This is a genomic window from Vibrio tubiashii ATCC 19109 (assembly GCF_000772105.1).
Lineage (GTDB): Bacteria > Pseudomonadota > Gammaproteobacteria > Enterobacterales > Vibrionaceae > Vibrio > Vibrio tubiashii.
The window spans coordinates 266,234-288,289 of record NZ_CP009355.1; the positions used below are offsets into that span (position 1 = coordinate 266,234).

Below are 22,056 nucleotides of genomic sequence, written 5' to 3' on the forward strand. Positions count from 1 at the left end.
ATTGTAGTTGCCCTACCTGATAAAGCCGATAACGCAGCAGAAAGGAGCCACAAACGCTGCCCGAAGGGTTCGGCTAAAAGCGTTTTACTCTTTGTTGAGAGGTGTTTTGCTTAGAATGACTAGGCTACAAACAACTAGCCGTCCGCCACTCGCCGCGATTAAAACGCTTTTGTCTCGAACAAAATTTAACCGCAAAAGGTCAACAGACCCTCGAAATAGATCGCTATTCAAACCATTTACGTAGGTTTGGATAGGGAAAGGAGGTGATCTATGAAGAACGAACTTGATCCAACCAAGGTTCTACAAGCTTACGAAACGGTGATGGCGAACGGCTCACCAACTGAGCATGGCAAGATCTATGAAGGTGTTGAAGCCTTCTCTGATTACGATGGGTACAATGTGTATATGCGAGGTAATGGTGTCGAGCTAAAAATTGGCTTTCACAATACCTATCATCTCGATTATGACCAAGAGCACCTTAGAGATAGCTTCCTGAAAAAGGTCGCCATGTTAGCGAAATAGAAAACACCATAAATAAGATAATGAATCTGCCCCAATGGTTGAGTAATCAACTATTGGGGCATTTTTATATCCATACACATCATAGATTACCCCACTTAGCAAAATGGTTTGGCTTATCTCCTATGTGTCTCAATTCTGAGTAGAGTTATGATAAATCAATGTATAGAAGGATGGTTTGATGGCTAACTATATGGGTGGTAAATGTGGTTCTGTTTATCATGTGAGATTGGTGTCACTTTTTGGTTTCGGTCATGAGGTTTTTCTTTTTCTTTGTTTCAACTTTGATATATTGCACGCGAGTAGTTGCATGATTGGCTGCTCTGGCGGTTTGAGTTGGATCTTAACGTTTTCTATCAGATAGGACTGAGCCTAATTTCGATAGGTGTGAAAACGAAAGTTATGGACGGATATCTTAGTGAAACATACTAAGTGTTACTGAGTTGCTATACATACCATGGTTGTAAGAAAGGAATGAATACAACGGTTCTTAAACAAATGATTTAGTTGGTTAATCAAATACAACGATATCGCTGTTGGCTTAATTTATATGCAGTAAGGTATTGTTCTTTGGGGGATAGATGTTCTATTCATTTAATCTATGTGATGATAATTCCTTAGATTTGGTTCTGAGTGGCAGTCAGCTATATAGCGTTGAAAATGATAATAAAAAACGTGAAACTGACCTTGATGAAAGAGAACGTTTTGTACTCGAATTTCTTATCAATAATAGTTCTGTAGATAACCCGATTAGTCTAAACGACCTCGATAGCGCTTACAGGAGCATTGAATGTAAGGAGACTGAAAGGGAGCCGTGGCAGACAACGATTCGGAGATTGCAATCAAAGTTCAAGCGCTTAACCACGGGTTATGGCCAAAGTATTAATGAAAAGAGACTGATATCGAATGTATGCCAAAAAGGTTATTATGTTGATCTTACACGCTCGACAATGACGACCCCCCAAAATACTGATCTCAAATTAAGCGATTTCAAGCCGAGTCTTTTTTTGATGTTAGGCTCATTTTTGATGACCTACAAAATGATGTTATTAAGAAAATCGGCCCGAGTTTTGTTGTATGTTGGAGTAATAACCTCTTTATTTTACTCATTGCATATCTATCAACTGACCTCGATCGTTGAACAGTTTCGAGGCAATATCGATCATGTCGCCCAAGAGTTAACATCACTCGGATGCCATGATGATGAAACTCTGAGTGCTTTTAATCATTCTCTATATCTTGATTCAGCTCTTTTAATTTCGCCCTTTGATTCATGCTTTGTAGATAGAGATTCGGTTGAACTGCTCAGCACCGATTATGTTAACTCGCTGCTCAACTTGCCTCAGTTTGTTTATAGCGTTAGAGATAACGATGAGACTTATACCACGATGATTGGCAGGGTATCTCTTCGAGCTGTTGAGAGTATGTATAGCAACAACCTTTGGTCTTTACTGGTTGATGGTTTAGTTATCCAGTATATGAATGAAGAAGAGGTCGCTATCGGTCAATCTGGTGGTATTCGAATTAAAACAAAAGTACTCTCTAGTGGCACCACAGTTTCCTTCTATGCGAGCAATCTAGTGGTTGAAATTGTGTCTCTTTTCTTTGTTGTTTCTTTTGCATTGCATTGGCGCAAAGTCGCAAGGTTTATCCGTTTTTGCCAAGATTGGACTTTGCTTGATTACGAGTTAGAGCCTGTGGTTGACACCAAAAAGAAAACCACGATTTACGAGGAGATATTAACTCGTGTAACGCAACGTTCAGCGTTGCAGTACATAGAGAATTTGGCGGAAAATCGGCTTATAACCTTTCATACCATACTTCTCGCTAAGGTCATTGCGAACGCGAATCGAAAGGGATCAGCTGGAGTCTATGGGATCAATATTTGTCCTAGTTCCTTGCTAGGTGATAACTATTTTATCTTAGAAAAACATCTATCTCGGTTACGACCAAGTGAGGTGGTGTTGGAACTGACGGAAAACTCCAATTTGCCTTACGACAAGGAGATTTGTGCCAATATCACTAAGCTTCAACAGAGAGGTTTTAAGATAGCACTCGATGATTTTGGCACTGGTAATAACAATGTTGAGGTTGTTCAAAAGATTTCTCCTGATTACCTCAAAATTGATAAAGAATTTATTCGTGACATTGACTCAAACGAAGCTAAGCAAAGGTTGCTAGGGATGTTGTCTGAAATCGGTGCGATGTCAGCATGTGATATAATCCAAGAAGGGGTTGAAACCTATGCTCAGCAACTTACCTTACAAAGCTTGGGTTATAACCTTCACCAAGGTTATTTGTACGTATAGCTAATACCAACTAAAAGCCCCAGACAATTTTTCTGGGGCTTTTGTTTATGGGCTTTGCTGATGTAATCTTCACAGGTTTTTGGCTATCTAGTGTAGTAAACGGTTTTTACGGTGTGTTGTTTATTACAAAGCGATCCGTTTCAATAATCTTGATCGATACACCTTCAACGCTTTTGGGGATCTTGCGCTCCATGACTAATTTTGGGAGGGCGCTATATATAACTAAGCAAGCCTTTCCATTCAACTCACCAATTGCAACACCAACCACGCCTTCGATTTTCATCCACTCGATCTGCCATTTCTCTTGCAGCTTTATTACATCAGACAATTTCATTGGAGATATTAAAGCCCAGAGCGCACTGGGCTTTGTATTGCTAGAAGTTCGTAACAACCGTGTTGGAACATGAACTGGTGCCGGCTTCACAGAGCTTATGGCTATAGCTTGCTCCGCCTTTGTTGTTAATGTGATCAGTATAAAAGCCAGAGTTACTCACGGTATCCACAACTGAGCCATCTCGATAAACATCGACATTTGAAGCTTCGCTACCAGACCATTCTAAGTTTACTTTATGGAAGCCTTTTACTTTATAACCTGAAGCCGTCAAAGAGAAATCTCCGCTTGGAGGTGGAGGAGGTGGCGGTGCATCAGAGTCGATACTCACTCCAAAGCGCACCAATACAGGTTCAATGGGTGAGGCTATAGTATGCGAGGATGAACCCGCAAACAGCAGTCCAACTGGATTGTTGCCATTGCTACTCACAATAAGTGAGCCCGAATCTCCTCCGGCGCTAAATGTTCCCGGTGTGACAACGATTTGTCCGACAAAGAGCGCCAATTTCGTACAAGTTGAAGATCCCTCGTAGCAGACATTGACAGAAGCGTTAATGGCGTCAACGGTACCTTGAGTGAAACCAGTTGTTCGGCCATATTTCTTGACCGACATACCTATAACAGCCTCATTGACTGTGCTATCGGGTGTTCCGTAACCATCGGCAGGAGTTGAAGTGGTTAATTCACCTGTACTAGTGAGTGCGACAGCCGCATCCATAATGTTTGCGGAGCCATCAAATAGAATGGGCTCGTAATCGGTCAGTGAAGCGAAGGTGTCGTTCTGTTCAGTACCGCCGTCGAAAGGCCCTGGTTGTAGCATATTTTCCGGCACATTAGTGTCATTAGAATTGGCAAATACATGATTGTTACTGAGAGCAAAAACGTTAGTGCCATTTGTTACACGAGCGCCAATTGTACCCGCTGTGATCGCTGGGTGGCCGGTTGAAACTCCGATAGGTACGGGTCGCTCAAACCGAGCTGTTGGGTCGACAGGGTCTGGTTCGGGATCAGGGTCAGGATCGGAAAAACACTCAGGGGGACGTTGCGATGGTGGCCCTCCACACTTTGGGGGAGCGAGAGAATAAAACCGCCCTGTATAGACTTCTTTAACCGCAACGCCATCTAACCATTTTGGTGTGCCTTTAGGCTTGGGATCGTCAGTAAAGACAACAATGATACCTTGGCCATTTTCATCCACAGCAAGGCCGTGACCTACAACGCCGGTTGTCTGAAGTAGTTCTTGGCTGTGTTTCGCTTGAGCTGCGGCTGCAACGGCAAGACCGGGTGGTACGTCAAATGGAGGGGACGCTAAGGTGGTGATCGACCACAGTGCACTAGTTAACAAGCTAACTAATGATATCAACCAATGTTTGAATAGCATAAAGCAACTCTCCCCTAAAAGTTTAATTAATAATTATGTCAATTATGGTTTGGAAATGTCTGCTTTGCGTATGGTCAAAGGGAAGAAATTGACCACGATTGAGGGATTGGAAAGAAACTGTTTGACTAGAAAGAGAAAACCCGAGAAATAAAATTTCTCGGGTTGGTATTATTGAACTTGAAATTACGCTTCAGAGTGTTTGAGATGAACTTCTTCTTCTTTTACACCCGCCATTGGGTCATTGAAGCGATTTTCATCTAGCGCACCTTCAGATTTAGCAACAATGATGGTCACTGCGCTATCACCTGTGATGTTTACCGCGGTACGAATCATATCAAGTAGACGGTCGACACCCATAATAAGAGCGATACCTTCTAGTGGTAGACCAACTTGGTTTAGCACCATGGCTAACATGACAAGACCAACACCTGGAACACCCGCAGTACCAATTGACGCTAGAGTTGCCGTCATGATCACCATTAGGTAATCACCCATAGTGAGGTCAATGTTGAATGCTTGAGCAATAAACGCTGTAGCGACACCTTGCATGATCGCCGTACCGTCCATGTTCACTGTTGCGCCCAATGGCACAGTGAATGAAGAGACACGGTTTTCTACACCCATACGGTTCTTCGCTGTTTCCATTGTGACTGGAATCGTCGCATTTGAAGAAGCCGTAGAGAAAGCAAACATGATCGCATCTTCCATCTTCTTCAAGAAGGTAATTGGGCTAAGGCCCGTAAAGCCTTTTAGCATCACACTGTAAGTCACCAGACCGTGCAGCAATAGCGTTCCTGCTAGTACAAGGAAGTACTCCGCTAGATTGACGATAGCGCCAAGACCTAAGCCAGTGAATAGCTTCGCCATCAAGAAGAACACACCGTATGGCGCAAGGTTCATTAGGATAGCAACAAGCTTCATGATCACTTCATTGAGATCTGAGAAGAAAGAAGCAATACGCTCGCCCGGTTTACCCGCAGCGCTGATTGCAATACCAAAAAGCACAGCAAAGACGATAACTTGAAGGGTTTTACCTTCTGCCATTGCGCTAATTGGGTTGGTCGGGAACATATCAATGATCACCTGACCAAGAGAGGGTGCTTCCGCCGATTTAAACGAGCTTGCGGCAGTTAAGTCTGCACCAGCGCCCGGCTGGAAAAGGTTACCCATGGTTAGGGCAAGAGTGATGGCAACGGCTGTGGTTGCAACATAAAACGCGAGTGTTTTACCACCCATACGACCCAGTGTAGAAAGGTCTTTCAGAGAGCTTGTACCGCAAACTAGTGAAACGAAGACTAGTGGGACAACAAGCATTTTCAAGCTAGCGACAAAGATCTGGCCGCCGACTTCAAATAATCCATTTACAATATATGCATCGACAAATCCGTTGTCAGCAAAGAGACTGCGAATCGCAAATCCTGTCAAGATACCCGCAACCATACCTAGAATTACGCGGCTGGTTAGCGACATCGGTTTCTTGGTATTCATAGTGAACACTCCTTATAGTTATGCACCTTGAGTTCACTTCAAGGCGAGCAGGAGGTTAGCAGGCAGATCGAAAAATCAAAAAGCAAAATAACTGACTAGATTTATAGATGTGACATTCATCACTAGAATTTTATGCCATTTAACAGGTTTTTAACCAGTATGATTAACGGAATTATCTATAAATTCTATTTTGTAACAAGGAAAGGGCTGATCATTAATATATGTAGGTTTCTCATTACTTGAGAATCTAAATGCATATACTGGTATGAGGTGTTAAAAACTGCATATATAGTCGAGGCTTATGCAGTTTTTAACATGAAATCATAGGGCTAGAGTTGTTCTTCAATTGGCAGCAACCCTGAAACCCAAGCGCCCATTTTTCGCCAAATACTGGCGTCTGGTTCAGAGGTTAACAGTTCCCCAGAAGAGAGGTCTTTCCACGCAACGTCACCGTCTTGAATGACTATTTGATAGGCATTTTTCTCTAAGCTTTTTGGCAGCTCTTCGAGAGATTCTTCTACAAAGCGCTTTTGTTCTATGACCACTGCCATTTCTGTGTTGAGGTATGCAGAGCGAGGATCCCAGTTCATAGAGCCGACAAATAGAGTGCTGCCATCGATGAATATCATTTTGGCGTGCAAACTTGAACGACTGCTGCCTGTTACACTCCATTTACTTGCTAGATCTGCATTGGCTTTGGTTTCCCATAGTTCTACCCCACCTTTGACGAGCGCTTCACGGTATTTTGCATACCAGCCATGAACGGCAAACACATCGTTTGAGGCGAGACTGTTAGTCACAACGGTAACGTCTATTCCTCGTTGAGCCGCTTCTACCAAAGCGGTTGTTCCAGATTCGGTAGGAACGAAATAAGGAGAAATCAGTATAATTGAGGAATCAATATCTGCTAGCAGTTCACTTAAATTATCAACCAGTTGGCTCTGCTGTGTGGCGACTTTGTCAGGTAAGTCATACCAAACAACACCTTCTCCCCAATACATATCTAAATCACCTGCGACGAGCTGCTCGTAGAGGTCTAATTCAGTAAAGTCGTATTGTCCTTCTGAGAACTTTTCGCCGAGCTTTCTTTCCGCGACTTCTTGTTCAATAGCGCTCTCATTTGGGCGTTGTGCATTTTCAACGATCCACTCCATTGGAATGGCGTAAAGGCTGTTCCAATAGAGGTCAAACTGCTCGGCGGTTTGTTCAACGGCTTTACCATATAAAAGCACATCAAAGTCACCAAACTCGACATTAGACTCAAATGAAAAGTACTCATTGCCTATGTTGCGTCCACCTACGATAGAAGCAACGCTGTCAGCGGTGAAAGACTTATTGTGCATGCGCCGATTTAGTCTTTGGAAGTCACTTGCCATCGCTATTATTCGGGCACTTCGATAGTGGTGAGGGTTAAACAGGCGAATCTCTATGTTTGGGTGGGCATTGAGTGCAGCCAGTTTATCATCACCTCTATCCTGCATATCATCGAGGAGCAAGCGAACCCTAACCCCACGCTCCGCTGCCTCGTAGAGTCGCCAAGTCAGCAGTTGGCTTGTCTCGTCATTACGATAGATGTAGTACTGTAAATCAAGCGAGCTTTGTGCCGATTCAATCAAGGCTAGGCGGGCTAGAAGAGCGTCTTCTCCTTGATCTAAGGGCAAAAATCCAGTCAGGGAAGGATCGGGGTGCTTATCAAACTCAAAGTATTTGGCGAGTGGGCTACTCTGTTGATAACCCAAATGAGTGGAGGTGGCTTTTTCAGGCAGCGTGCTTGGATCCACCGACGCACAGCCAACCAACCAAGTGAAACACAATAGTGTAAGCATGCGCCAAATGAGAGTGAACAAGCCTAGCCCCTTATAAGTGAGAAACAGTTAATAGACTGATTATAATATCATTTAGCGTTGTCACCACTAATCCAACCAATTACGTGTATTGGTTTTAAGAGTTCATTGCTTTATGTTAGACGCATAACACAACAAATAACGATAAAAATCTCAACTATGAATACCGCTTTGCTGGGAATGTTTATTCCGACTTTTTTCTTTGTCTCAATTACGCCGGGGATGTGCATGACGTTAGCGCTGACCTTAGGCATGAGTATTGGCTATCGCCGAGCGCTGTGGATGATGGCAGGGGAGTTAGTTGGTGTCGGTCTAGTGGCTGTCGCTGCTGTCCTCGGTATTGCTGCTGTGATGCTCAATTATCCGTGGTTATTTGTAGCACTGAAGCTCATTGGGGGCAGTTACCTGTTTTATCTAGGCATTCAGATGTGGCGCTCAAAAGGTAAGCTTGCTATTAACCTAGATGAACAAGCTCCGCAACCTTCAAGTGATTGGGATTTGGTGGTGCAAGGCTTTGTCACTGCGATCGCTAACCCTAAAGGCTGGGCGTTTATGATCTCTTTGCTTCCTCCGTTTATCGACCAGAGTGCTGACTTAGCCCCTCAGTTGATTGTATTGGTCTCGATAATCTTGGTATTCGAGTTTATCTGTATGACTTTGTACGCAACGGGCGGGAAAGGGCTGAAACGTCTACTTGGGCAATCGCAAAACGTTCGGTTGCTGAATCGTATTGCTGGCACGCTTATGATGGGTGTCGGTGTTTGGCTGTTTATGAGTTAGTTATGATAAATATAAGGAGAACTCTATGATTAAAACTACTACTTCAGTTGTTGAAGGTCGTCCGGTCCAAGACTATTTGGGTGTTGTTGTTGGCGAGGCAATATTAGGAGCCAATATCTTCAAAGACATGTTTGGCGCAATTCGCGATGTGGTTGGCGGTCGTTCAGGTGCCTATGAGCGAGAGATGGGACGCGCGCGTGAAATCGCCTTCCAAGAGATGGAGTCCAGAGCTCGTGAGTTGGGTGCAGATGGTATTGTCGGTATTGATATCGACTACGAAGTGATAGGTAGCGGCGGTAGCATGATGATGGTGAGTGTTAGCGGAACGGCGGTTAAGTTTAAATAACGCTATTAAGTCCCTAGTAATTACGGTCTAATAGCGTCAATAGACCGTTTTTAGGAATAATGAAGAATGAAAATTTGGGTAGATGCGGACGCTTGTCCTGTCGTTGTACGAGACATCTTGTTTCGCGCTTCTGAGCGTACTGGGGTTGAAGTTACTTTGGTAGCTAACCAGTTTATTCGCACTCCAGCCTCTCCAAAGGTAACCATGCTGCAAGTTCAAGCCGGATTTGATGTGGCTGATAACGAGATAGTTAAACGCTGCCAAACGGGTGACTTAGTGATCACCAGTGATATTCCGCTTGCGGACGAAATCATCACCAAAGGCGGCCATGCACTGAGTTCGCGCGGTGAGTTGTTTACCAAAGAGAACATCAAATCACGTTTGAATATTCGTGATTTTATGGAGACCATGCGTAGCAGCGGTATCCAAACAGGAGGGCCTGCGCCATTAAGTCAGGCTGATCGCCAGCAGTTTGCGAACCATCTTGATAAGTGGTTGGTGCAATGGCAGCGAGCTCAATAGTAAGGTTGTAATATGGCGTTAGTGAATCAACTCTCTCTGTTTATCGATGTCGTCCAGCAAGGCTCATTTACCAAGGCAGCCGCTCTGCATGATATGGACAACTCTTCTCTCTCAAAGCAGATAAAAAAACTAGAGTCTGATTTAGGCGTTCAGCTTCTTAACCGTTCGACGCGCTCATTTTCACTAACGCCAGCAGGAGAAGAGATTCTCGAACAAGCTCATAACCTTGTGGGTACTTTGACGCACGTTCAATCAATTGCTGACTCTTATCATGCTCAGCCTAAAGGGCGAATTAGAGTGACTGCCCCGTACCATGTGGGTCAAAACTACCTTCGCCCTGTGATCAGTCAGTTTATGCAGGCGTATCCAGATGTTGAGATTGAACTGCTATTGGATGATAAACGTTCGGATATAATTTCTGACCACTTTGACGTGGCGTTTCGTTTAGGGCGCTTAGATGATTCGAGCTTGATTGCGAAAAAGATTGCCGATATTAGGGCGGTGATCCTTGCTTCACACAGTTTTATCGAAAAGTATGGAGAGCCGTTAACCCCTGAAGAGCTAGTAAAGCTTCCTTCTGTGGTGTACAGCAACCGCTCTTTGACTGTCGATACGATGAGGCTTAGCGAGCAACCCAACTCCAGTAATATCGTTAACTACAAGATGAGAGGCAAGCTCAAAGTCAATGATGTCCCGACCTTGATTGCTTCGGTTCAAGATGGGCTTGGTTATGTGACGCTTTCTTCTTCCAATCTAAACTGCTCTATTGATGAGCTTGGGCTGAAGCCGCTTCTTACCGACTATACCTTGTGTAACAAAGGACTGGCTCTTTACGCTTTATACCCTCACCGTAAGCAGACGGCACTGGTAAGAGAGTTTATTACGGCTGTTCAACAGTATATTGGGACTCCACCTATTTGGGAGCGGCATATTCCCAACTTTGAACATTACTATCCTGCTAAATCATAGTGACTCACTCTTGAAGTACTATCTCGTATAGCGACCGTAAATGCATTAATTCTACTGGTAACCTTATTTTAACTAAGGTTATCGTTAGCATTATTTATCAGAGATAAAAATTTTCTAAGATATCTTGCTATATTAGAAATATTTCACCTTTAATGGGTAAGGTTTGATGTAAAAGGAAAACATTTTCTCTTAGTGATTCATTAGACTACATGCCAAATTTTTCGTGCTTCAACGCACAGTTTTCATTTGCGTAGTTGATGAGTTATCACCATGAATTCAAAGTCATTTACCTTTTTTCTGTTCCTATCGGTTTGTTTAATTTGGGGGACAACTTGGTTTGCGATGGAAGTCGCGCTGCATTCCATTCCACCCATGTTTGCCACTGCTCTACGCTTTTTGCTCGCAGTTCCACTGCTTATTGTCTTAACCAAAGCATTTAACCAACCGCTGCTTTTTCCTAAGGGTAAGCGTCGTTGGATGCTGATTGTGTCGATTATGTATTTTGCAATCCCGTTCACCCTGATGATTTACGGCGAGCAGTACATTTCGTCGGGTCTTGCTTCGATTATCTTTGCCAATATGCCGATTGCGGTGATGTTAACCTCTTCGCTATTTTTAGGTCTACGTTTGGAAAAGCACCAAATGTTCGGTTTAGTGTTAGCGGTGATCAGCCTATGCATCATCCTATCTAATGAAATGGAGCTTGGAGGTGAAGATTACCTTATTGGCACCTTATCGCTGGGTATGGCTGTTGCGATCCATGCGTTTATGTATGTTTTTGCTCAAAAGCAGTGTCGTGATGTTCAGGTTCTGACCTATAACGCGATACCTTGTTCTATTGCTTCTCTATTTCTATTTGCTGTTTCGGCTGTCGGTGAAAACGTAGAGATTGACGCGTTCACATGGGACTCGATCTGGGCGGTTATCTACCTTGGCTTGATTGCCAGTGTTGGCGGTATCGTGGCTTACTTTAAACTGGGGCAGGTGTCGTCCCCATTTCATGCTTCAATCTGCTTTTTGATCTTCCCGATTGTCGCATTGTTTATTTCTTCTTATGTAAACGATGAAATGATCTCAGATCAGTCAGTTGTTCTGATGTTACCTCTCCTTTTTGGTATCTTGTTGACTAAAGTTCCTAAGAAGTTTTTCAAGCGCGGCCAAGAAGCGACAAACGCTTAGTTTGTTTTGGGTCGGAATAGATCAAAGCGCCAACTTTTAAGATGGAGACAGTAAACGGATGATCAAATTTGAAGATATCAAGCGCAGTCAAATTCTAAACGGTGTGACACCTTTGGAGTTCGCCCCAAGGCTTTCCGCAGAATTGGGGTGCAATTTGTATATCAAACGTGATGATTGCACCGGATTGGCTGGTGGTGGAAACAAGGCCCGTAAACTTGAGTACCTTATTGCCGATGCGCTAGCACAAGGGGCGGATACTTTAGTAACCGTCGGTGGTTTCCAATCGAATCACGCCAGACAAACTGCGGCAGCGGCTGCTAAGTTTGGTTTGGATTGTGAGTTAGTGTTGGAGGATGTCGCGGGTACACCAAAGACTGACTACTACAATAACGGCAACATGTTGCTAGATCACCTACTGGGTGCTGAAATTCACTCCGTGCCTCAAGGTCAACAATGCGATGACTTTGTGGCTCAATTAATGAGTGAGCTTACCGATAGCGGGCGTAAACCTTACTTGATTCCAATGGGTGGCTCTAACGTCATTGGCAGCTATGGTTATGTTCGATGTGCCAACGAGTTGGTACAGCAGATTGCTGAACAAGAAGTAAAAATCGACCAAATCGTTTTGGCTACGGGGAGTGCTGGCACACAAGCGGGTTTATTGGCAGGGTTGATTGCTGCCGATGTTGATATTCCGGTACTTGGAGTAACGGTTAGCCGTTCTACTGAGGAGCAGCAGGACTTGGTGATGCAGCTTCTACGCCAAACGCTAACAAGCTTAGATTTAGACCCTAATCAAGTGAACGGAAAAGTGTTTGCCGATGGCAGTTATTTTGGCGACGGCTATGGCATTCCTACCAAAGCGATGGTGACAGCGGTTGAGCGCTGCGCTCGACTTGAGGGGCTGCTCATTGATCCTGTTTATACTGGGAAAGCAATGGCCGGTCTTATGGATCTTTGTGCTAAGGGAGAGATCAAGGCGGGCAGTAATGTTTTGTTCTTACATACCGGGGGCAGCCAAGGTTTATTTGCTTACCGCGAGACATTTGCTTATTAAGCACTCGCTTAAACAGAAAACAATCGGTGTTTGATTAAGCCAAACACCGATTTTTGTTTTTAGTGAGCACTCTCGATCAAGCCAAGCGTTCAATTGCCTCCACGACTTGTTGAACTTTCAAATCATCAAGCGCATCGACATGCGGCTCAGAGAAACGTTCGAGGTCGTTATCGAAATAGAGTCCATGCGCATTGGCAAACTCGGCTGAAAGGCTCGCTCTTACGAGTATATCGGCACCTAAGCTGAGGTCACCACCAGCAATGCCAAACGCGTCTTTTACCATCTTGCTTCCGAGTAATGATTTTGGGTTGACGGAAACAATTACAGGGCCAGTATCTTTATGAGCTAAACCTAAGTGACGAGACCACATAGTGAGCGCGAGCTTACTCTGTGCGTAGGCGTCACCATCAGCAAGCGCTTTATTGCCAATAAGAGCCTCAATGCTGACACTTCCTTGAGCGGCTGAAGATAAGTTTACTACTCGACCATCACTTGGTAGCAAAGGCAAAAGCGCTTTAGTGAGTTTATAAGGCGCTAGAGTATTGACCATAAAGCGGATGTCTAAACCCTTGTCGGTACGTGGTTGTTGGGTAGAAAATACGCCCGCATTGTTAATCACGACATCGATGGTTTCAAAGTCGCTAACAAGTTGCTGGGAGAGCTTGTCTACGTCACTTAAGTCAGACAGGTCCGCCACATAACTAGAGACGTTGCCAAGTTGACTTAGTGTTTCTTCTACATGTTGCAGCTTGCTTGGATTACGGCCATGAATAAGAACGTGATGCCCTTGGCTAGTGAGCATTTTTGCAGTTTCAAAACCGATGCCATCTGTTGCGCCTGTTACGAGAATAACCTTTTGCATTTTACTGAACCTGTCTGATGTCGATGTAGCCATTATGGGACAAATGACTCAAGACTACATTAATCGATTCTTCCGAAGATTATGGGTTAAAGCTTCCATAATCAAAGTACACTTGAACGGGAAGTTTATTGCCAGTAAGTGCGAGAGCGCACATTTCACGTCAGTATTCGTTGCTATGGTTAAAAATTGAACAGTTAATTTCTACCATGGAGGAGTACATATGCTCGGTGAAGATCATTCTCTACTAAAAGAATTTCCTGAATATAAAGATGCGATTCTTGCGCTTGTCGAAACCAATGAGGACTTTGCGCAGATGATGAGAAACTACAACTCATTAGATAAAGAGATTCGAACCCTTGAGTTGCGAGATTCTCCAATTAGTGACGGAGAAATGCATCAAATGAAACATGACCGAGCCGAGATGAAAGATGCTCTCCATAGTTGGGCTAAATCCTTTTAGTCCAACACTTAGCAAAAAATCTCAATTTTATACGAGCGCCTTTCTGGCGCTTTTTTATTGATATTCATTAGGTTAAATCTCAGCCTTATCCCTGATTTTAGGCAGCATTATGCTTTTCTTACACACGTAGCTTCTACCACTTTTAAAGCTTAGAAAGTCACTGCTACTAAATTAATGAATGAATAAGTATCCAAGCTTAAATAGTGATTCTGTGCGTCTTATAAAATGAGACTCAAAAATTGAATATGAGTAATTTGTTTCATAGTTAAGATTTTCCCGTCTAGATTATTCAGTGATTTCGCAGTAAGTGAGATCCGGTGACGGCAATGCCGTTTGTATAAAATATACATAGGTAGAAGAGCTAAGATGGAACTTAAAAAACTAACAATAGCAGTGGCAGGTGCTTTATTTTCTTTGAACGTGTACGCGGCGAGCGAGCCAGTGCCGCAATATGTAGACCGAAGTGTTCTGCATGACCATGAACATCATGGTGTCGAAGATCATCAACCAGACAACGCACCAAAGAAAACACTCACTCAAAAACCAGAACCAACTTTTAAGATGTTTTCTGCTGCTGCAGATGAAGCAGCAGTAACCTGTGATGTAGAGACATTTGCCACTTCAAATAGTACAGCGCTTATCTCCGCGATTACGACGCAGGGAGCGAGTTGCGTGAACAAACTTTTCTCAGCAGAAAGCCGCGTTCAAGAAACAGCCTTTGAGTCTAGCAACATGTTCAATGTCGCCAAGCACACGGTGAATATTGCAAAAGCATATCAGGGTGGTGGAAGTGATGAGTTAGAGGCGTTGTTCCTCTTCCTGCGCGCAGGCTATTACGCTGAATTCTATAACAACAACGTGAGCTTTTTATCTTGGGTGACACCTGCGGTAAAAGAAGCGGTCGATGCTTTTGTCGCGAACGCTAACTTTTATGAAAGCAGCGATGCTCACGGTAAAGTGTTGCGTGAAGTGATCATCACAATGGATAGTGCAAGTCTTGAGCATGCCTACCTTGATGTTATTACGCAGTGGCTAAATCGCTGGAACTCCGATTACGCTCAGCATTGGTATATGCGTGATGCCGTCAATGGCGTTTTCACCGTGCTGTTCGGGGGGCAATGGAATGACCAATACGTTCAGTCGATAGGTTCGCAGACCGCTTTGGTCGACGCACTCGCTAAGGTGGCACTCAATCGAGATTCTATTACGCGAGCGGATGAGTTTATGACCGCTAACGCGGGTCGTGAAATGGCCAGATTACTAAAGTACAGTGGCACTGCGATTGAAGCGAAAGTAAAAGCTAAGGTCACCGAGGTGTTCAGCCAATACGAGATGTATGGCTATGGTGATACGGTTTGGCTCGCGACTGCTGATACTGCCTCCTATCATTCCGATTGTTCTCAATTTGGGATCTGTAATTTTGAACAACAACTGAAATCCCTTGTGTTGGCACAAAGCTACACGTGTAGCCCAACTATTCGTATTCTGTCTCAGAATATGACCCAAACTCAGCATCAGGCTGCGTGTGAAAAAATGGGTTTTGAGGAAGGTTACTTCCATACCCGACTGGAAACTGGCAATCAGCCTGTCGCAGATGATCACAATACTCAGCTGCAGGTAAATATCTTCGATAGCAGTGACGATTACGGCAAATACGCAGGCCCTATTTTTGATATCAGCACTAACAATGGTGGCATGTATCTAGAAGGTGACCCTTCTAAGCCGGGCAATATTCCTAACTTCATTGCTTATGAAGCGTCTTACGCTAACCCAGATCATTTCGTTTGGAACCTTGAACATGAATATGTCCACTACTTAGATGGGCGATTCGACATGTATGGTGACTTTAGTCATCCAACTGAAAAAGTTGTGTGGTGGAGTGAAGGGGTCGCTGAGTATGTCGCAAATGAAGACAACAATCCTAAAGCGATAGAAACAATTAAAGATGGCTCTACTTACACATTAAGCGAAATATTCGAAACCACTTACGATGGCTTCGATGTCGATCGCATCTATCGTTGGGGTTATTTAGCCGTGAGATTCATGTTTGAACGCCACATGGATGACGTCAATCGCATGTTAGTTGAAACACGAAGCGGAAACTGGTCCCAGTATAAAGTCATCATCAATCAATGGGCAGTTCAGTATCAGTCTGAGTTCGAACAGTGGCAACAACAACTGGTCAGTGGCGGTACAGAGTCACCGACCGCGGTAATCAATGTAAGCAATGAGGGTAAAGTCGGTGAATCCATTTCATTCAGCAGTGCAGGTAGTTCAGACAAAGACGGGCAAATCACAAAATACCTCTGGGACTTCGGTGATAGCTCGACAAGTTCCGAGGCCAATCCGTCGCACCAGTTCAACAGCGAGGGTAACTACACGGTTCGCTTAACTGTTACGGATAACGATGGAAATACCGGCACGACGACCGCTTCGATTGTTATTTCACCGCAAGGAGGTGATTCTTCACTACCTACTGATTGTGCAGTACAAAGCAAAATCTCAGGCGGACGATTGGTGGCAGGGGAGCCTGCATGTCTTGCGAGCCAGTCAGCCATCTGGCTTAGTATCGAAGGGGTCAATGAGCATCAGTCGATGGCAATAACTTCTGCCAATGGGACAGGTGATCTTAAACTGGAATACAGCAATTTTGGATGGCCGAATGAAGCAGGATCAAACCTTCACGGATGGTCAGACAATGAAGGCAACAGTGAGTGTATTACTATCGCTGGGCAAGCTAATTACTGGGGATATCTGAAAGTTTCCGGCAATTTTGAAAATGCAGCAATAGTCGTTGATTTCGATACCGCAAGCTGTCGCCCGTAATCAGCTAACCAAAGAAAAAGCTCAGCAATCGCTGAGCTTTTTCAGTTGAAGTTATGAACCACAGTTTATGAAAGTTTGATCTTTTGCCAGATTTTTACTTATAGCTTTGCTTCTTGTTGCACGTAAACAATGTCTGATTCACGAATTTGTATCGCGATTACTGCGAAATAACCATGTCATACATTCATAACATTTATGTAAAGCATATGCTCTAGATTCAAGCCTCCAAAACACAACAAGGATAACGTAATGAATTTTAAGCAGTGTTCCATCGCCTTAGTCGCTCTGATGGCAAGCTCAGCTTTTGCTGACACAGATGTGTATCTCACCAACAACTCTAGCCAAGCGCTGACTATTCAAGTCAGCCATGACGGCACAGACATTCTCAAACATGGTGAAGAGTGGAAGCAGCATGTTGAAACCCTCGGACCTTGGGAAACCAAACAGGTGATGAGCTTCAATCGTTGGGAAGGGGTTAAATCCGGTAAAACCTACCGTTTTAGTACCGTTGTTTCAAACCCGGTGGGTGAAAGTGTAACGTTAAATCAGGTGATGAAAGGGCATTGGTACAACTCTTCCATTGAGTATGGTGTATCTGCGTCAGATGTTTCGTTAAGTTTGAAAGATGATCGAAATGTTCACCGTTACAACAGCCAATCATTTGGGGAGCGCAGTGCTGAGCTTGCTTTTAAATCGGCTAAAACAGCTCGTTATGATGACCTTTACTACACCATTACGCCACAAAAGGTCGAAGAGCAAGTAGAGAACGATGAGAACACCCTCAAAATGATGACCTACAATATTTGGGCACTTCCTGTTATCGCTTCTCATATTGGTGATCGTTATGATCTGATCCCTGAATATGTGAAGGGTTATGACGTGTTGGCACTGCAAGAAGTATTTGCAAGTGGACGTGATGCTTTTCTGCGTGAACTGGCGAAAGAATACCCTTATCAAACCAAGATGCTCGATAAGGAAGGGATCAACATCTACGATGGTGGCGTGATGATCGTGAGCCGCTATCCTATTGTGAATCAGGCGCAATATGTTTTCCCAGATTGTACGGGTACTGATTGCTTTGCGGATAAAGGTGTCAACTATGCTGAGGTGATCAAAGGTGGAAAGGCTTACCACGTATTCGCCACTCATACTGCGTCGTTTGATACCGATACGGCGAGGGATTACCGTCAGCGTCAGTTCAAACAGATTCGCCAGTTAGCGACGTCACTCAACATTCCCAAAACAGACACTGTGGTGTACAGCGGTGACTTCAACGTCAACAAGCTGAAGTTCCCGGGTGATTACCAACAGATGATTGCCAACTTAAGCGCTATCGAGCCAACCTACTCGGGCTATACGGCGTCGACGTTTGATCCTCGAATCAACGACTTTGCTGGTGAAGCCATGTCTGGGGGAGAAAACGTCGAATATCTAGACTACGTGATGGTCAGCAATGAGTATCAGGTGAAGTCCTATAACGACAACCGTGTGGATGTCCCTCGCTCAACCGACGAACGATTATGGAAACACTATAATCTGTCGGATCACTTCCCAGTGACTGCGGTAGTGAAATAATGCAGCGTTTGTTGGCATTGGTTATGCTCGTCGCTTCGGCGAGCATTATTGGTTGGTTCGTCATCGAGGATCCGTCCTCTTCAGCAATGAATCATAACGTTAACCTTGTAGAGTCCGCGGTTGAGACGGCGAGAACACCTCCTCCTATTGATAATCTGGCTCAAGAAGACAAGGCTCAAACTCAGGCGCGATCTGCTCAACCTAATCAGCCGAATGCAAATGAATGGGTAGCGCGCTTATCAGGTTTGGAAGGGACAGCGCTAAGTCAGGAGCTCGAAGCATTCTGGCAACATTGCCTAGAATTGAACAACTGTGAAATGCAACTGGTCTCGCTGAAATCTTTAATGACTGACTCAGGTTACTTCTTGCTGGCAAATTATCCTCAATTGAAGCAGCAATGGCATGACAGTTTAGGGACTCTAGAGTTAAACCAACTAGCAACGTTAGCAGACAAAATTGCTGAGTTTAAACGTCAAGCGCAAGTGATTTGGGGTCAGCAAGCAGGAACAATATTAGCAGATCAATTTGCAGCCTATGATTTTGCTCTCGACTCCCAAGCACTCGCTGATATCTCGCCAGATGATTACCTCGCTCAGTTCCAATCCCTTACGCAGCGTTGGCAACAGAATTCGGCTTCGGTGGGATTGGACGGTGATGTTGCCACTTTTGAAACGGCGGTTTCTCTCATTCCGGCTAGTTACAGCCAGCAGCAAAGAGATGCGGTCGTCAATCAACTAGCTGCGACTTACCTAAGCAGTGAACAAATCAATGAAATCAGCACTCGGCAACAGCAAGTAAAGGATCAGCAGCAAGAAGTACAAGACTATCAAAGCCAGCTTTCAGCATTGAAGTCCTCACTGAGTCAACAGCGAACTTCCACTTACGGCGCGATGACTGATTCTGATTGGATAGCCTATTACAATGAGCAGATTAGCCAGTTCCGTGTCGACTTTTTTAATTCTAAGTAATTGTTAAATAAGTGTTTAATGAAAACGATTGCTATTTGAACAGAGAGCGAAATTTTTGAATGGGAGTCTAAAAGGCTTCTGATATGTTTTTAGTTAATATATTGATTGTTGTTATAACGCGCCTGCCATTTATCAATAAAAACAGGGTGTTGCAAATGAAACAACGTCAATGGGCTCTCGGAAAATTAGCGGGAGCATGTCTAGTAGCGAGCTTGGGAAGCTACGCTCAAGCGTCTACACAATGCGAATATAACGAATTATCTCAAAGTCATTTATGGGTAGAGAGTATCGCATCTGCTCAATCATCTTGCTATCAATCTTGGTTCAATGCGCCAGCTGAAGCGGCTGTTTCACTTTATAGTGAAGCATCACTAAACCAAGTAGCACGCGCGTTAAGTGCTGAAGTGAACCAGTACAAAGGGGAAGACACGCAGGCAGTTCGAATTGCTAATCTAAGCGAATTCATCAAAGCGGCGTATTTTGCTCGTTATGCGACACAGGAGCAGTACGGCTACTTTTCAGATGATTTGAGTCGCTCGATTGCAAAAATCTCAGATCGCTTTATTCGCTCTCAACATGCAACAGACCAAGGACGCGAGCAAGTTAGGGCAATGTCGTCCATGACCTTGTTGGTTGATAGTGTTAAACAGCTTCATGTAACGATGGAGTCTATGCTGACTTTACTAGAGTCGTTTGATCGTGAAAACAGCAACAATCTTCAGTACGTTGATGGCTTAAACAACCTCTTTCGTGCAATGAACGGTCACATTGTTCGCGATGCTTTCTATGAGGAGTTGGTACAACATCCTCAGTACTTGCAAAGATTAAAACAATTTGTCGATAGCAACTTGTGGACTCTAGGGACGGACTCTGAGTTTCTTATTTACAACGCAGTGCGTGAAACAGGGCGTCTTCTAGCGGGCAGAAACGAATCGCTTAACCAGCAAGTTATGCCTTTCTTAGAAAGCATTATGGCTCAGCATAAAATCGGAACCCAAGGTGAAAAACTTTGGCTGGCATCCGCTGAAATGCTGAAGTTCTATGCGCCCGAAAAGGCAGAACAGCTCAATATTGAGGGTAAAAAGCGACAACTAGAGCGACGCTTGTTAGTGAATCGCTATGAGTGTAATGGTCCGGCAGTGATTCGCTCTCAGAACCTTACTCAGCAGCAGTCACAGCAGGCATGCGAGATACTGGGTTCGACTGAGGCTGATTTCCATCTAGTTGCCAATACTGGTCAGATTCCAGTCAAAAACGACCATAACAACAAGGTAGAGGTTGTAGTTTGGCAAGACAATAATTCGTACACCACATATTCGAACTTTCTGTTTGGTAATAGTACTGATAACGGTGGTCAGTATTTGGAAGGAGACCCTTCGGATGAGAACAACGTGGCGCGATTCCTCGCGTATCGATATTCGTCAGATGAACTCTCAATCCTCAATTTAGAACATGAATACGTTCACTATCTTGATGGTCGATTCAACTTGTATGGTGGCTTTGGTAAGACACTAAGTGAAGGAAACATTGTTTGGTGGCTCGAAGGTTTTGCTGAGTACATGCATTACAAAAAAGGCTATCAGGCTGCGGTGGATCTTATTGGTGATGAAAACTATTCATTGGCAGAAATACTAACAACAACATATGAGCATGACCTTAATCGAGTTTACCGATGGGGCTACTTAGCGGTTCGTTTCCTGTTCGAGCAACATCCAAGCGAAGTTGACCGTCTGCTTCAGTTTGCTCGTTCGGGCGATTATGTGACATGGTCTCGCGAAGTAGATCAGCTTGGTGCTAACTTGAATGCCGAGTTTGCTACTTGGCTGAAAGTTGTGTCAAAACAGCCGGATACAGAAGAGGGGGGCGGCAATGGTGAATCGGGCACCATTGATGAACCTCAACCACAAGAGCTATTGAGTATCGGCTTAAATCAAACAATGAGTTTTAAGGCTGATGATTATCAGGAGCAGCTGTTTTATGTTGATGTTCCTAACGGTATTTCGGAGTTCAGTATTTCGATAACAGGCGACGGAGACGCTGATCTTTACGCTAGTTACGAGAAAGTCGCTCACTATTATGACTACCAGGTTTCAGAGTTCCAGCGTGGAAGTGAAGAAACGATTCAGTTCCTTGCACAATCGAACGGTTTGGTTGCCCCTGGGCGTTACTATTTTAGCTTGGCAGCGCGCGAGGCATTTCAAAATGTCGAAGTTGTTACGTTTGCTAAACAGCAAAATCAAACTCATAAACCGAAAGATGACCTATCGCCACTATTGATTGAAAATAACAGTGCTAAATCACTTACTGTGAATGAGCGTCGTTATATCGGATTGTACGTTGAACAGCCGGGTACTGTCCGTGTTTGGTTGACACCTAAACAGCAAGCGCAAGGAGAAGTCGATATGTACGTTGGTCTAGAGGCCTGGGCATCTGAAAATCAGTATGACTTTTCCACGGTTTCACAGGGCAAACACCAGTATCTTGAGTTCAATGTCGAAAAAACGGGCTATGTCCACTTCACTCTCAAGTCTTCTCACTTAGGCAGTGAAATAGAGCTATTTGCAAGTTACTAAAACTAAACATAAAAGAGCGCCAATGGCGCTCTTTTAGTTAATGATATTACAAATATGTCAATAGGTG

General features: G+C 44.1%; 18 protein-coding genes. 13 read left to right on the forward strand and 5 right to left on the reverse strand.

Annotated features, from left to right (window positions below):
• Nucleotides 1-270 precede the first annotated feature (270 nt).
• The gene (locus IX91_RS16365) at nucleotides 271-522 is read left to right on the forward strand and encodes a DUF3081 domain-containing protein (RefSeq protein ID WP_004744637.1); all 252 of its coding nucleotides are present in this window, start codon (nucleotides 271-273) and stop codon (nucleotides 520-522) included.
• A 578-nt stretch (nucleotides 523-1,100) separates the two neighbouring features.
• Nucleotides 1,101-2,828: an EAL domain-containing protein gene (locus IX91_RS16375; protein ID WP_004744639.1), complete on the forward strand. Its 1,728-nt coding sequence runs from the start codon at nucleotides 1,101-1,103 to the stop codon at nucleotides 2,826-2,828.
• Between the two features lie 106 nt (nucleotides 2,829-2,934).
• Here the strand turns inward: IX91_RS16375 and IX91_RS16380 are convergent, their stop codons facing one another.
• From IX91_RS16380 to IX91_RS16395, 4 genes are all read right to left on the reverse strand, one after another.
• Nucleotides 2,935-3,162 (reverse strand): hypothetical protein, encoded by a 228-nt coding sequence (locus IX91_RS16380; protein WP_004744640.1) that lies wholly within the window; start codon nucleotides 3,160-3,162, stop codon nucleotides 2,935-2,937.
• A 40-nt stretch (nucleotides 3,163-3,202) separates the two neighbouring features.
• Nucleotides 3,203-4,540, reverse strand: coding sequence for a chymotrypsin family serine protease (locus IX91_RS16385; protein WP_004744641.1), 1,338 nt, complete (start codon nucleotides 4,538-4,540; stop codon nucleotides 3,203-3,205).
• 183 nt (nucleotides 4,541-4,723) lie between these two features.
• Nucleotides 4,724-6,028, reverse strand: coding sequence for a dicarboxylate/amino acid:cation symporter (locus tag IX91_RS16390; protein ID WP_004744642.1), 1,305 nt, complete (start codon nucleotides 6,026-6,028; stop codon nucleotides 4,724-4,726).
• 329 nt (nucleotides 6,029-6,357) lie between these two features.
• Entirely contained in the window at nucleotides 6,358-7,854 is a 1,497-nt protein-coding gene (locus IX91_RS16395) for a phospholipase D family protein (RefSeq protein WP_174329853.1), read from the reverse strand.
• Between the two features lie 177 nt (nucleotides 7,855-8,031).
• Between IX91_RS16395 and IX91_RS16400 the strand changes: the two genes are divergently transcribed.
• The 6 genes from IX91_RS16400 to IX91_RS16425 all read left to right on the forward strand — a co-directional run bounded on the left by IX91_RS16400 (nucleotide 8,032) and on the right by IX91_RS16425 (nucleotide 12,725).
• A complete protein-coding gene (locus tag IX91_RS16400; RefSeq protein ID WP_004749102.1) occupies nucleotides 8,032-8,652 on the forward strand; it encodes a LysE family translocator in 621 nt (206 codons plus the stop codon).
• Between the two features lie 25 nt (nucleotides 8,653-8,677).
• Nucleotides 8,678-8,998 (forward strand): heavy metal-binding domain-containing protein, encoded by a 321-nt coding sequence (locus IX91_RS16405; protein ID WP_004744645.1) that lies wholly within the window; start codon nucleotides 8,678-8,680, stop codon nucleotides 8,996-8,998.
• A gap of 66 nt (nucleotides 8,999-9,064) precedes the next feature.
• The gene (locus IX91_RS16410) at nucleotides 9,065-9,520 is read left to right on the forward strand and encodes a YaiI/YqxD family protein (protein WP_004744646.1); all 456 of its coding nucleotides are present in this window, start codon (nucleotides 9,065-9,067) and stop codon (nucleotides 9,518-9,520) included.
• Nucleotides 9,521-9,532: 12 nt separating this feature from the next.
• Nucleotides 9,533-10,489, forward strand: a complete 957-nt coding sequence (locus IX91_RS16415) for a LysR family transcriptional regulator (RefSeq protein ID WP_004744647.1) — start codon at nucleotides 9,533-9,535, stop codon at nucleotides 10,487-10,489.
• Nucleotides 10,490-10,759: 270 nt separating this feature from the next.
• Nucleotides 10,760-11,668, forward strand: a complete 909-nt coding sequence (locus IX91_RS16420; protein WP_004744648.1) for a DMT family transporter — start codon at nucleotides 10,760-10,762, stop codon at nucleotides 11,666-11,668.
• A 58-nt stretch (nucleotides 11,669-11,726) separates the two neighbouring features.
• Entirely contained in the window at nucleotides 11,727-12,725 is a 999-nt protein-coding gene (locus IX91_RS16425) for a D-cysteine desulfhydrase family protein (protein WP_004744649.1), read from the forward strand.
• Between the two features lie 76 nt (nucleotides 12,726-12,801).
• On the opposite strand, the gene IX91_RS16430 is transcribed toward IX91_RS16425, so the two are convergent.
• Entirely contained in the window at nucleotides 12,802-13,587 is a 786-nt protein-coding gene (locus IX91_RS16430) for an SDR family NAD(P)-dependent oxidoreductase (RefSeq protein WP_004744650.1), read from the reverse strand.
• Between the two features lie 220 nt (nucleotides 13,588-13,807).
• Here IX91_RS16430 and IX91_RS16435 point away from each other — a divergent pair, with 220 nt between their 5' ends.
• From IX91_RS16435 to IX91_RS16455, 5 genes are all read left to right on the forward strand, one after another.
• Nucleotides 13,808-14,047, forward strand: a complete 240-nt coding sequence (locus IX91_RS16435; RefSeq protein ID WP_004744651.1) for a YdcH family protein — start codon at nucleotides 13,808-13,810, stop codon at nucleotides 14,045-14,047.
• A gap of 366 nt (nucleotides 14,048-14,413) precedes the next feature.
• On the forward strand, nucleotides 14,414-16,873 hold the full coding sequence (locus IX91_RS16440) for a collagenase (protein WP_004744652.1): 2,460 nt from the start codon (nucleotides 14,414-14,416) through the stop codon (nucleotides 16,871-16,873).
• A 249-nt stretch (nucleotides 16,874-17,122) separates the two neighbouring features.
• Nucleotides 17,123-18,448: a sphingomyelin phosphodiesterase gene (locus tag IX91_RS16445; protein ID WP_004744653.1), complete on the forward strand. Its 1,326-nt coding sequence runs from the start codon at nucleotides 17,123-17,125 to the stop codon at nucleotides 18,446-18,448.
• Nucleotides 18,448-19,416: a hypothetical protein gene (locus tag IX91_RS16450; protein ID WP_004744654.1), complete on the forward strand. Its 969-nt coding sequence runs from the start codon at nucleotides 18,448-18,450 to the stop codon at nucleotides 19,414-19,416. Before IX91_RS16445 ends, IX91_RS16450 begins: the two co-directional genes overlap by 1 nt.
• Before the next feature lie 155 nt (nucleotides 19,417-19,571).
• Entirely contained in the window at nucleotides 19,572-21,989 is a 2,418-nt protein-coding gene (locus IX91_RS16455) for a M9 family metallopeptidase (RefSeq protein WP_004749103.1), read from the forward strand.
• Nucleotides 21,990-22,056 lie beyond the last annotated feature (67 nt).